Origin of the sequence: Pseudomonas sp. FP1762, assembly GCF_030687105.1 — a bacterium.
In the GTDB taxonomy this organism is placed as follows: domain Bacteria; phylum Pseudomonadota; class Gammaproteobacteria; order Pseudomonadales; family Pseudomonadaceae; genus Aquipseudomonas; species Aquipseudomonas siliginis.
The window spans coordinates 3114118-3125858 of sequence record NZ_CP117458.1 but is presented as its reverse complement, the minus strand read 5'-3'; the positions used below and the strand labels follow the sequence as shown (position 1 = coordinate 3125858).

At 57.4% G+C, this 11741-nt stretch carries 10 protein-coding genes; 4 read left to right on the top strand and 6 right to left on the bottom strand.

Annotated elements, in window-relative coordinates:
* The first annotated feature begins 12 nt into the window (after positions 1–12).
* Positions 13–1467 carry a TrkH family potassium uptake protein gene (locus PSH90_RS13950; protein WP_252867630.1) on the top strand — a complete coding sequence of 485 codons (1455 nt, stop codon included), beginning with the start codon at positions 13–15 and terminating at the stop codon, positions 1465–1467.
* Between the two features lie 58 nt (positions 1468–1525).
* Here the strand turns inward: PSH90_RS13950 and PSH90_RS13945 are convergent, their stop codons facing one another.
* A complete protein-coding gene (locus tag PSH90_RS13945; protein ID WP_252867629.1) occupies positions 1526–2011 on the bottom strand; it encodes a DUF6130 family protein in 486 nt (161 codons plus the stop codon).
* Between the two features lie 410 nt (positions 2012–2421).
* Here PSH90_RS13945 and PSH90_RS13940 point away from each other — a divergent pair, with 410 nt between their 5' ends.
* A complete protein-coding gene (locus PSH90_RS13940) occupies positions 2422–2802 on the top strand; it encodes a hypothetical protein (protein WP_122507382.1) in 381 nt (126 codons plus the stop codon).
* Positions 2803–2873: 71 nt separating this feature from the next.
* On the opposite strand, the gene PSH90_RS13935 is transcribed toward PSH90_RS13940, so the two are convergent.
* The 4 genes from PSH90_RS13935 to PSH90_RS13920 form a co-directional block, all read right to left on the bottom strand.
* Positions 2874–5264 (bottom strand): TonB-dependent siderophore receptor, encoded by a 2391-nt coding sequence (locus PSH90_RS13935; RefSeq protein WP_252867628.1) that lies wholly within the window; start codon positions 5262–5264, stop codon positions 2874–2876.
* A 121-nt stretch (positions 5265–5385) separates the two neighbouring features.
* The gene (locus tag PSH90_RS13930) at positions 5386–6366 is read right to left on the bottom strand and encodes a FecR domain-containing protein (protein ID WP_305380806.1); all 981 of its coding nucleotides are present in this window, start codon (positions 6364–6366) and stop codon (positions 5386–5388) included.
* Complete coding sequence (locus tag PSH90_RS13925) at positions 6353–6871, bottom strand: sigma-70 family RNA polymerase sigma factor (protein ID WP_051600722.1); 519 nt, start codon at positions 6869–6871, stop codon at positions 6353–6355. The genes PSH90_RS13930 and PSH90_RS13925 overlap by 14 nt, the downstream gene beginning before the upstream one ends.
* Positions 6872–7141: 270 nt before the next feature.
* Positions 7142–8230, bottom strand: coding sequence for an FAD-binding oxidoreductase (locus PSH90_RS13920; protein WP_305380805.1), 1089 nt, complete (start codon positions 8228–8230; stop codon positions 7142–7144).
* A gap of 365 nt (positions 8231–8595) precedes the next feature.
* Between PSH90_RS13920 and PSH90_RS13915 the strand changes: the two genes are divergently transcribed.
* Positions 8596–9432 (top strand): MliC family protein, encoded by an 837-nt coding sequence (locus PSH90_RS13915; RefSeq protein WP_305380804.1) that lies wholly within the window; start codon positions 8596–8598, stop codon positions 9430–9432.
* 273 nt (positions 9433–9705) lie between these two features.
* Here PSH90_RS13915 and PSH90_RS13910 read toward each other — a convergent pair whose 3' ends face one another.
* Positions 9706–10707, bottom strand: a complete 1002-nt coding sequence (locus tag PSH90_RS13910; RefSeq protein ID WP_305380803.1) for a zinc-dependent alcohol dehydrogenase family protein — start codon at positions 10705–10707, stop codon at positions 9706–9708.
* Between the two features lie 108 nt (positions 10708–10815).
* Here PSH90_RS13910 and PSH90_RS13905 point away from each other — a divergent pair, with 108 nt between their 5' ends.
* Positions 10816–11697, top strand: a complete 882-nt coding sequence (locus PSH90_RS13905; protein WP_305380802.1) for a LysR family transcriptional regulator — start codon at positions 10816–10818, stop codon at positions 11695–11697.
* Positions 11698–11741 lie beyond the last annotated feature (44 nt).

Genomic DNA, 11741 nt, shown 5'->3' with positions numbered 1-11741 from the left:
AACGGTATCGTGATGTCCCTCGCAGCAATTCGGCTTATCGGCTTCATTTTGGGTATTTTTTTGATCACCCTGGCGGTAAGCATGGCTATACCCATGATGACGCTGGTGATCTATGAGCATAGCGACGAACTGTCGGCCTTTCTCTGGTCGAGTCTGATTACCTTCATCTGTGGTCTGCTGTTGATCGTGCGAGGGCGTCCGGAGACTGGCAATCTTCGGCCCAGGGACATGTACCTGTTGACTACCGCTAGCTGGGTTGTTGTGTGCGCCTTCGCAGCGTTACCCATGGTTTTCATCAGTGATATCAGCTACACCGATGCGTTCTTTGAAACGATGTCGGGCATCACCACCACTGGCTCGACGGTACTCACCGGTCTGGATATCGCCTCTCCCGGCTTGTTGATCTGGCGTTCCATGCTGCACTGGTTAGGCGGCATCGGTTTTATCGGAATGGCTGTCGCGATTCTTCCGCTCTTGCGAGTCGGCGGCATGCGTCTTTTTCAGACAGAGTCCTCGGACTGGTCGGAGAAAGTGACACCACGTTCTCATGTCGCAGCCAAGTACATTCTTTTGCTCTATCTGGGCCTGACGGGTATCGGCACTTTGGCGCTCTGGCTCGCAGGAATGACCCCATTCGAAGCGATCAACCACGCAATGTCGTTGATCTCTACCGGCGGGTTCTCGACGTCGGACTCCTCCCTCGGGCACTGGGAGCAGCCAGCAATCCACTGGGTGGCGGTAGTCATCATGATCCTGGGCAGCCTGCCATTCACCTTGTACGTCGCAACCTGTCGGGGCAATCGGCGTGCGCTGATCAGGGACCACCAGGTACGCGGGTTTATTGGATTCCTGCTCGTCACATCGTTGGCAGTAGGTACCTGGCTGTATTTTCACAGCGACTACGGATGGTGGGACGCGTTTCGTATCGTGGCGGTCAATGTGACCTCGGTCGTCACGACCACCGGAATTGCGGTTGGCGACTACACCTTGTGGGGCAGCTTCGCTGTGTTGCTGTTTTTCTATCTGACCTTCGTCGGTGGCTGCTCCGGCTCAACGGCAGGCGGGCTGAAAATCTTCCGTTTTCAGGTGGCTGCCGCGCTTCTGGTCAGCAGCTTGAAGCAGTTGATTCACCCTCGGGCCGTGATTCAGAAAAAATACAACGGCCATCCCATCGACGAGGAGATCGTCCGTTCGCTGCTGACCTTCTCGTTTTTTTTCACCATCACGATTGCCGCCATCGCTTTGGGCCTGGCACTGATCGGGCTTGATTGGATTACCGCTCTGAGCGGTGCCGCTACGGCGGTGTGTAACGTCGGCCCCGGCCTGGGCACAATCATCGGGCCGGCAGGTAATTTCTCGTCACTGCCGGATGCGGCCAAATGGCTACTCACCGTTGGCATGCTGCTAGGCAGGTTGGAAATCCTGACGGTGTTGGTGCTCGTGACCCCGGTCTTCTGGAGATATTGAGCCAGTCAATCGCTGGCAGAGACGCCGATTGTTGCCTGTTACGGTGATAGCACGGCGGTCATGGTTTTACCGCGTGATGATCGTCAGTACGGGGAGCGTCCGTCGGTTTATTCTCCGGTACTGTAAAACTCACTGTCGTACTGGTGATGATCTGGTGCGTCGGGTCGGCCACTTCCAAGAGAACCTTGTGAGGACCGGGCGTTAGCCCGACCAGGATAATCGGGTCTTCACTGGTGTGCGCCCACGTACCTTTCCAGTCATCGACGGTCACGTGAAGGTGACCTAAGCGTGGTGATACCTGCGCAGCCACCTTGCCAAATACCGGCATGATCCTGGCGTGCTCTGTTCGAAACTGGATGATGACCACTCCACGGGCGAGCGGCTCGGCAAGCGGCGGGTAGGCAATGAGTCTCGGCGCACTCTCGGATGCCAAGGGCAGTATCGCCAGCGGAGAATCGCTGTCTGCTGCCCCTTGTCCGAGCACGGATGGGCAAAAGCAGACACCCAAAGCCAGGGCCAATAGACTTCCGGGAGCGAGGGACATGATCGGTTTCTCCGCGTGATTTCATTCAAGCGTAGATCAACCTGGGTATTGCCCGCGGCTCATTTGAAAATGGAATCATCCAACGTATCTCATCGATACTGACTGGCCGCTTCTGGCCGATCTCCGTGTCACGGATCGCCAAATACCCAAAAGCGGCCACCCTTGTGTTTGTGTACTATCTCAATTCGCTAGCGCCAGTGAGCGCGGGTCTCGATACCCGCTTTGTCACGTTTATCTGATGACAGTCCAAGTCGACCTCTGCCGAATAAGCCCCGGGGGAAAACGGGACCACCCAATCAGAAGCTGCTTTCGAACCATAGCTGTCGCTTAACAGCAAATCTGCCAACATGTTTTCTAACAGGCTTGTCCTGAATCCATCGCAAAACCGAACTCACGAGTACTTTGATCATATGGCCACAGGTCTTAGTGATGCCGAGCTTGATTACGTACTGGGGATGATTGAGAAAGCCCCAAACACCGAATTAAATGTTATGTGTGAGCACCTGCAGATCGACAGCCGCGATCTTCTCAATCAGTTGGCGATCTCAGTGGCAAGACTGTTTATCACCGGCGGCCGCGATTTTCACTACTGTGATGAGGTGATGAATATTGTCATCAGCGATATCGTCGATCTGTCCTTGTACGCAGAGATGCCCGAGCCGGCATTTTCGATCTATCAGGCATTTGATGCGGGCGAGTATTGGCACAGCGGCGATGACCGGGAGGTATTCCCTTGGGAGAGGTGGACCCGTCCTGAGCTTGAGAGAATTTTGCGTGAGGTCGGCGGCTAACAACCAAGTCGAAGGTGCCCGCGGTAACGCGGGCACCGTTTTCTGTGTGGGGAAAACGCTGACCCGTCTGCTTACCAGTTGTAGCTCAGCTTGGCGGTAATCTCGCGGCCCGGGTTGTAGAAGTTCGCGGTGCCGGAGCCGACCACGTGCTGCTCATCCAGCAGGTTGCTGACGTTCACCGCCAGGTCGGTGCCCTTGGCGATCTTGTAGTTGAAGGCGGCGTCGAACAGGGTAGTGCCATCGCTTTTGCCGGAGTTGGCTGCATCGAAGTAATAAGCGCCGACGTAGCGCGCACCCAGGCCCACGCTGACATCAGTGGCGGGTACGTCGTAGTAACTCCACAGCGAAGCTGAATGCTTGGGTGCCGTGGCGAATTCGTTACCCTTCAGCGAGCTGCCGTCGTACAACGAACCGCGCAGTACCTCGGACTCCATGTAGGAATAACCACCGATCAGGCTCAGGTTTTGCGTCACCTGCGCCTTGGCCTCCAGGTCGAGGCCACGCGCCCGCGATTCGCCCACTGTCTGCTGCTCGATGATGCCGCTCGGCAGCACCACGGCGATGGTGACGTTTTCCTGGGTCAGGTCATACACGGCGGCGGAGAACAGTGCATCCATTCCCATCGGCGCATACTTCACGCCCACTTCGTACTGCCTGCCTGTCTGCGGTGTCACGCCAACCTGCGGCGGCGAGACGGATTCGACCATGCTCACGTAGGTGGACACCTCATCGTTGACGATATAGGTCAACGCACCTCGGTAGGAGGTTTCGGAGAAGTTGTCTTTTTCAGTGGATTGCAAGCCTTTGCTGGTCAGGTCCATCGAGTCGTTGCGCACGCCTCCGGTGACGATGAAACGCTCGTAGAACGACAGGTTCTGCTGAAGGAAGACGGCCTTGGTGGTCGCCTCTCGCTTGTTGACGGCATACGGCGCGATTGAGCGTGGAACGCCAGTAAACACAGGGTTGGCAATATCGATCGGGGTTGTCAGGGCGTAGACCGAGCTTTCCTTGGTGGTCGAATCGAGATACTCCACGCCCACCAGGCTGCTGCTGTCGATGTTCTCGAAGCGGGCATCGTATTGCAGCATCAGATTGCCGTTGAACTGGTCAGCTTCGGTGTCGGTGCCAAACAGGTATCGATCAACGGTGGTACCGACACGCGCGGCGCTGTCGCTGAGGTACACGTAGCCGAAATCATCGGTCAACTTGCTGTAACGCAGATTGCTGCGCAGCACGAAACCGTTGTCGAAATCATGGGTGACGTTACCGCTGAGGCTGGTGCGCTCGACATCGTGGAAGTTGTAGCTGGGCTCGCCATAAAACTTGCTGCGGTCGTATTCCCGATCCAGCGGATAGCCGCCGCTGTTGGGCGAACTTTCGGTTTTCAGGTAATCCAGAATCATCGTAGCCGACGTGTAATCCGTCGGTGCCCAGGTGAGGCCACCCATAAACAACTGGTTGTCGTCCTGCGAATGATCGTACTCGCGGTCGCTGTTCTGGCCTTTGGCAGTAAAGCGGCCGGCCAGGGTTTTTTCGTCGTTCAGCGCATCGCCGACATCGATGCCGGTCTCGACATGGTCAAACGAACCGTAGGTCACATAGCCTTGGCCAAACTTCTCGAAGCGCGGCTGTTTGGTCACGAAATTTACCGAACCGCCCGGGTCCGCAGGGCCAAACAGGGTGGAGTTGGCGCCCCGCAGAATCTCGATGCGCTCATAGGCGAATGGGTCTTCGCGTACGCCGCGCATTGAGCTGAGGGTCAAGCCGTCACGGTAGGTGGTGGCCTGGAAGCCGCGGATCTGGAAATAGTCGTTGCGATCATCCGTACCATAAAAGTCACTGACCACGCCCGGCGTATATTGCAGCGCTTCTTCCGTGGTGCTGACGCTGCGCTGCTGCATTTCCTTGTTGGTCACCACCGACACCGATGCCGGTGTATTGAGAATGCTGGTTGCCACCTTGCCGCCCACCCAGAGTTCCTTGGCAACCACCGAGTTGGCGTCGTCGTCGGCACTGACCCGAACCTTGGCATTGATGATGAGCGGGGCGAGGCGGTAATCCTCGACGGCCGTTGCGTCGAGCTCCAGCGGGCCGGCGGTTTTTGCTTGAGGGGTCAGCAGGTAAGCATTTGGACCTTGCTGTTCGATCTGCAATTCGCTGCCCTGGAGCAAGGATGACAGCGCTGCCGATGTATCGAGCGTGCCATTCACGCCAGCCGTGGTGCGGTTCGCCACACTCGACGCGTCGAAAGAGAGGCTGATGCCAGCTTCGCGCGCAAAACGGTCAAGCGCTGGCGCCAGTGGGCCGGGGGCGATATTCCACTGTTTGACTTGATTGCTGTGATCAGCGCCCGAGGTTTGCGCCAGCGATGGCAATGCGTAGCTGCTCACGATCAAACCCAGGATCGCACCGTGCATGGCACGACTTAATGGATGGCGCTGTGAAACCGGGGACGAACTCATTTTCTCGCTCCAAGAAAGGACATCGGCAGACTGGCCTGTATTCCGGCCTTCCTTACAGGTCGAACGAGAATGAGAAACCACCTCATTATTTTTCAGGTAGCGAAAAAATATTCGGGTGGAGTCAGGTGGCAGCGGTTACGGTGACCCAATAACGGGTTCGGTAATCAATGTGCAGGCGCAGTGACTGCGCGATCAATGCCAGGACCCGATCGTTGTCGGCGAGCTGGAAAGTGCCGGAAACGCGACGATCAGCGACCTCTTCGGCGCAGCGCAGGACTCCTGGGCGATAACGCGACAACTCTGCGATGAAGTCTCCAAGGCGCATATGGTTCGCACTGATCACTCCGTCACCCCAACCCCATAGATCAAGGCCGTTGTCCCTGAACGTTCGGGCGTCACTTGAGGTGAACAGCAGTTGGTTTCCTGCCAGGACGTTGTGGCTCGCAGACGCTTGGCCGGAACCGGGGAAAACCGTGACTGATCCTTCCTGAGCTGCGACCAGTGTGCCGTCGTCACGCTCGCGGACCAGAAAGCGCGAGCTGTGGGCTCGCATGATCCCGTCGCGTGATTGCACCCACAACGGCCGCGCTTGCGGCGAGTGTTGATCCGCACCGACATTCACGATGATTTCACCACGGCGCAGGATGATCAGGCGTCGCTGGGCGTCGAAATCGCTGTCGACGGCGCTGTCGCTATTGAGCTGGATTAGGCTGCCATCATCGAGTTGGAAACGTCGTTGCTCGCCGGTGCTGCTGCGCTGTTGTGCAAGCATGGAGGGCAGGGGGGTGTAGTCACTGCCGAGCCAGGCTGCCGTGCCGACCGTCGCCAATACGCCCAGCAGCTTCAGGCTTTCCCGCCGGCGCATTCCATGTTGGGCGCCCTTAAGGGTTTGTCGAGCCAGCTGAGCTGGCACGCCTTCAAATTCATCGCCAAGCGTTTCCACACGCTGCCACGCCAATCCATGCTCCGGGCGCTGCTGCAGCCATTGCTCGAACGTGCGCTGTGTCTGTTCATCGGCTTGATTGAAGCGAAGGCGCACCAGCCATTGGATTGCCTGCTCGACAATGGCCGGATCCAGCGCCTCGGGCTCAGGCCTCGACATAACGCAAGCGATAGCAGTGTTGCAGGGCCGTGGCCAGGTCGCGCTCCACCGTCGCGCGGGAAACACCGAGCTTTTCGGCGATTTGTGCGCAGGTCAGACCGTCGAGTCGGGCAAATAAAAACGCCTGGCGAACTCTTGGTTTAAGCGAGTCGAGCAGACGGTCTATGCGCTCGAGGGCATCAAGAATCATCAACCGGCTTTCTTCCGAGGGAACCTCGTGTTGCGGCAGCAAGGTGATGCTTTCCAGGTAGGCACGTTCCAGTTCGCGACGACGATACTGATCAATCATCAACCCGCGGGCAATGCTGCTCAAATAGGCGCGTGGCTCGCGCAGGGCGCCGGACTGATGGCGGTGCTTGAGCACTCGCACAAAGGTGTCCTGCGCCAGATCTGCGGCGTTGTCGCGACAGCCGATGCGCCGAATCAGCCAGCCCTGTAACCACGAGAAGTGGGTGCGATAGAGCAGCCCTGGATCTGCAGTACCTAGTGTTTCGTCGCTACGCATCGGCATCCCGGGACATACATGATTGATAATGAATCGCATTCTACTCAGGCGTTGGGCCATCAGGCAAATACGTCGCGCGTAGTGTCTGATTCGGGCGAAATGACGCCCCGGGTTTCCTGGACAATTGGCCACAGTTCAGGCTGACGCGCCGATCCCGGTAATAGGCCCAGGCTGGGTTGCTGCGTTACTGGTCAGAGGTGCTGTCATTCTAGTTTTTCCCTTCATCGCATTATCTTAGGTTCGAACGTCTGCTCTTGGCCGATTTCTGCCTCACAAGAGGCTTCCCTCCGCTTGCAAAAATCGATCAGGCCGGCATGGGCAAAGGGCACTGGATACCTTGTCATCGATGATCTCCTCGCTGGCCAGACGTCCCACTATCGCCGCCAAAGTAATTCCAGGGTGCATTGCACAAACGTAGACGCCACCTCCTTTGGGGAGATAACCGATGATGGGGATGCCATCGGCAGGCATGGGCCTGAGGCCGACACAAGCCCGTTCCGGTTCTATGGAAACGACACCATGGAGTTCGTTCTGGATTGTCTTGGCCGTGCGAAGCGCTATCGCTGCCGGCTGATTTTCCACGGCATCGTTCAGATAATCTTCCGCCGCGAACAACGCACCATCCGAACTTTGCCGCACTTCCATTTCAGGGCTGGATATGAGGGTGTGTACGAGGTTGGGTTGTGACTTGCAACGGATGAAAATGGCAGGCGAGGCCTCTATTGGCAGGGACACTCCAAGCATGTCTGTCAGTTTCGTGATGCCTGTCCCGGCTGCCAGTACGACAATATCGGCATCGAGGCTGCCTATCGTTGTTTCGACTCCAGTCACCGTTGCACTCTGGGTTACAAAACCGAGCACTCGCGTCTGAGTGAGAATATTCGCCCCATATGCCTGCGCACCTGCGATCAACGCATGCGTAGCTGCCACTGCGTCCAGCGCTCCTTCTTCAGCCGCATACAGAGCAGACTGGGGAGGGTTCTTGAGATTTGGTTCCAAGTCGAGAATCTGCGATCGAGACACCAAGTTTGCCGAAGCCTGGTGACCTGAGATCGGCAGCGCCTCAATCGCCATCGCACTGTAAGACAAGGCACCTGTCCATCTTATCTCCAGACCAGGTAGCTGCGTTTCGAGTCGGTGGTACTCTTTGATGGCAGAACCGCGCAGTTGCGCAATTGGGTCGGGTTCGGGGTGTGAGGCATTGAGCCAAGCGAATGAGCTGCCGGTCACTCCCGAAGCTATACCTTCAGCTTCTATCAAAGTGACATTCGCGCCTTTACCTGCCAAGTGATACGCCAATGACGCGCCAACGATGCCTGCACCAATGACAACGACCCTTTTGCCCTGACCATTTCCCATATCAACCTCCGTTTTGTCGATGTGCCGATGGTACGGCAGCCGGATGATTTCATGACATGAGAACCTGATCGTTGAGCTTTTTAAGTGTCTGCTTCTGGCCGAGTCCGACAACGGTGCCGTGCGACTGATCCACCCCGGTCCTTCACCCACGTGGAGGGCACCACCATATACATACACAATCGCCAAATATCGACATCTGGAAATTGCTGAGCAAACCCGAACTGTGCTGAAGGCCTAGACGCATCAGGCGTGCCTGCGCAGCGAGGACTTCTTATGCTGCAATCACTGTTGACTCACCAATCACTAGCGGATGAGACCGGCTAAGATGACTGGTCGGCGACTGCGTAAATCCAGGGAAACCGCACATGCGCAAATATTTGGTTTTGCTACTGATTGGCGTCACAGGCGTTGCCAAGGCGCAATCTCAATGCTCAAACACGTGGTATCAATCGGTCGATAAGGTTATGCATACGGCTGATATGCAAGGGCACGGACCGGATCTAGGTTCTGACGAATGGAAGTCAGTGATCGAGATAAAGCTGGGGGTTCAAGAGGGGTCAGATGTCCCTGAGCGAAGCTCCGAACAGTGGTGCAATTACATTGATCAGCAAATCAGTGCGATACAGTCGACCGGGGCGCGCACGGGAACATCGTCGGCTATCAATTCGTCACCTGGTCCATCTTACGATTGCTCAAAGGCGGAGCCTGGCGGTGTCGAAGCATTGATATGTGAAGACAAGGAATTATCTGCCCTCGATCGCAAACTCTCGGCAGTGTATGCCAGTGCGAGTATCAAGGCTGGCAACGAGCATCCTCCAATGCTCAAAGCAGAGCAGCGGGGGTGGATCAAGGGGCGGGACGATTGCTGGAAGAGTGATGACGTCGGTGCATGCCTGCGCATGGAATACCAGAACCGCATCGCTGAGTTGCAAGCACGGTACCGACTGATCTCTGGCACTGGGCCTGTCATTTACGAATGCGACGGCAACCCTGCAAACGAGGTAACTGTCAGGTTCTTCGAAACTGATCCGCCGACATTAATAGCCGAGCGTGGCGACAGCGTATCGCTGATGTACCAGCAACTCAGTGGCATTGGCATCAAGTACGTTGGGCGTAATGAATCGCTTTGGGAACATAAGGCCGAAGCCATCATCACTTGGGGATATGGTGCGCCCGAAGAGCAATGCAAAAGAAAACCTTGAGCAGCGGTTTGTTCAGGCCAGGTAATTACAAATGGGTGAGAGGCCAGCTCTCATAGAAAGAGCCGCCTACAGGGATCGGGTTGCCATCCATATGGTGTGCGGCCCATGCCAATAGGTGTGCCATACGTTCGGCAGCAACTGGCGACAGCGTTTTGGGCTGGAGAAGACCATGGGGGCGGCAGCTCTTGGCCGAAAGCGGTTGCCCTTGTGTGGCAACTAACGGCCAAAGGCGGACGCTTTTGGCCGTTAGCGCTATGAAGAGATTACAAGAAGCTATGCACCCACAAACTCGATCACCGTCTTGCCCTTGCCGCGGCCTTCGGCGACTTGGCGAAACGCCTCGTTGACGTCCTGCGGCGCAAAGTGCTGTTGATCCACGCGGATCGTCAGTTGATCCGCGTTGGCCAGCGCAGCGGCCTCGCGCAGGATAGCACCGTGATGTTCGCGTCCTTTGCCGGTGAGCAGCGGAGCCAGAGTGAAGACGCCCGAGTAGGTGGCACTTTTGAACGATAACGGTGCCAGGCTGTGCTGGCCCCAGCCCAGGCAGCTCAGCACGTGCCCGGTATAGGCTTTCACGGCTTTGAATGATGCATCCAGCGTGCTGCCGCCGACGGTGTCGTAGACAATGTCGAACCCTTCGCCGGCGGTGTAGTGCTCGACATAATCCTCAACGCTCTGTGCCTGATAGTCGATCGCCGTCGCCCCCAGCGAGCGTATGAAGTCCAGACTGCCCGCCGAACCGGTGGCGTAGACATCGGCACCGCGAGCCTTGGCCAGTTGCACAGCCACTTGGCCGACCCCACCCGCGCCCCCATGAATCAGGACACGCTGGCCGGAGCGGACATTGGCGTGATCGACCAGACCTTCCCACGCGGTGATGAATACCAAAGGCAATGCAGCCGCCTCACGCATGCTTAGGGTGTGTGGCTTGACCGCGATCAGCCGGGCATCCACGGCAATGTACTCGGCCATGGTGCCTTGGGCACCGCCGATCCCGCCGGGCATGCCGAAGACTTCCTGGCCCGGGGTGAACCCGTCGACCGCTTCGCCCACTTCGACGACCGTACCGGCGAGGTCAAGGCCGAGCACGGCCGGCAGCGGTTGGCGGGCGTGAGCCCCTGCGCCGGCGGCAATTTTGGTATCGAGCGGATTGACCCCTGCGGCGTGAACCTTGACCAATACTTGCCCCTTACCGGCAACAGGGCGATCGATGTGACGGATGGCCAGAGGGGATTGAGCGGACTCGGCGATGGCGGCAAGCATGGAATGTTTCATGACGGGAACCTGTGTTGGGATGGACGCTTACAGATTGCCGCGCTTTAATCATTCCGATAAGAAACCCAATGTGCATATGACTTATTCCCCAAAGAGAACCAATCGTCGATGGATCTGTTCGACAGCATGCATGTCTTTGTCCGCGTCGTGGAGCGCGGGTCTTTCTCGGCGGTCGCTCGTGAACTGAACATGGGGCAGCCGGCAGTTAGCAAGCAAGTGCGCGCGCTGGAGCAGTACCTGGGTGGGCCATTGTTCGCACGCAGCACTCGGCATTTGGCCCTGACCGACCAAGGTCAACGCTTCTACGACCACTGCCAGGAAATTCTCGGCCACGTCGAAACTGCTACACGGAGCTTTACCAGTGGCCAGGAGCAGATCGCCGGCCCTTTACGAGTCGCCGCCCCGGTCAGTTATGGAAGGTTATGCATCGCACCGCTCATAGGGACTTTCCTGCAACGCCATCCTGATGTGCGGATTGACCTGCGGCTGAGTGACCACAATGAAGACCTGCTCAAGGAAAACATCGATCTGGCGATCCGCATTGGCGTAGTGAAGAGCGAGGGATTGGTGGCACTGCCACTGGGCAATAGCCCACGGCGTGTCTATGCGGCGCCCGGTTATCTGGCTCTGCACGGCGTGCCACGTGAGCCCAGCGAACTGTCAGGACACAACTGCATCGGCTTCACGTTGCTGGAGCATTACGACCGTTGGCACTTTACGCACCTCGGCCAGGCGTTCGATGTAGGTATCCAGGGCAACGTCACCAGCAACAGCAGCGAGGCCATCCGCGAAATGGTGCTCTCCGGCCTGGGTATTTCCCTCTCACCGCAATGGCTGTTCACAGCTGACGTCGAGCAGGGCAGGGTGAGTACCGTACTCGACAACTATCAAACCAGCGCGCTGCCTGTCCGCGCCGTACTCAGCCGCGAGCGACGACGTTCAGCGCGGACGATGGCGTTTATCGATTTTCTACGCGAGCAATTGTTGTAGAAGCGCCTTGTGATACGCCGTACGCTGCTTTCTTCTCCGGGACC

Bases quoted from the DNA above. Each gene is read 5' to 3' on its own strand.
- PSH90_RS13945 (WP_252867629.1), bottom strand. From the start codon at position 2,011: ATGTCCCTCGCTCCCGGAAGTCTATTGGCCCTGGCTTTGGGTGTCTGC.
- PSH90_RS13950 (WP_252867630.1), top strand. From the start codon at position 13: ATGTCCCTCGCAGCAATTCGGCTTATCGGCTTCATTTTGGGTATTTTT.
- PSH90_RS13930 (WP_305380806.1), bottom strand. From the start codon at position 6,366: ATGTCGAGGCCTGAGCCCGAGGCGCTGGATCCGGCCATTGTCGAGCAG.
- PSH90_RS13905 (WP_305380802.1), top strand. From the start codon at position 10,816: ATGGATCTGTTCGACAGCATGCATGTCTTTGTCCGCGTCGTGGAGCGC.
- PSH90_RS13915 (WP_305380804.1), top strand. From the start codon at position 8,596: ATGCGCAAATATTTGGTTTTGCTACTGATTGGCGTCACAGGCGTTGCC.
- PSH90_RS13925 (WP_051600722.1), bottom strand. From the start codon at position 6,871: ATGCGTAGCGACGAAACACTAGGTACTGCAGATCCAGGGCTGCTCTAT.
- PSH90_RS13940 (WP_122507382.1), top strand. From the start codon at position 2,422: ATGGCCACAGGTCTTAGTGATGCCGAGCTTGATTACGTACTGGGGATG.
- PSH90_RS13910 (WP_305380803.1), bottom strand. From the start codon at position 10,707: ATGAAACATTCCATGCTTGCCGCCATCGCCGAGTCCGCTCAATCCCCT.
- PSH90_RS13935 (WP_252867628.1), bottom strand. From the start codon at position 5,264: ATGAGTTCGTCCCCGGTTTCACAGCGCCATCCATTAAGTCGTGCCATG.
- PSH90_RS13920 (WP_305380805.1), bottom strand. From the start codon at position 8,230: ATGGGAAATGGTCAGGGCAAAAGGGTCGTTGTCATTGGTGCAGGCATC.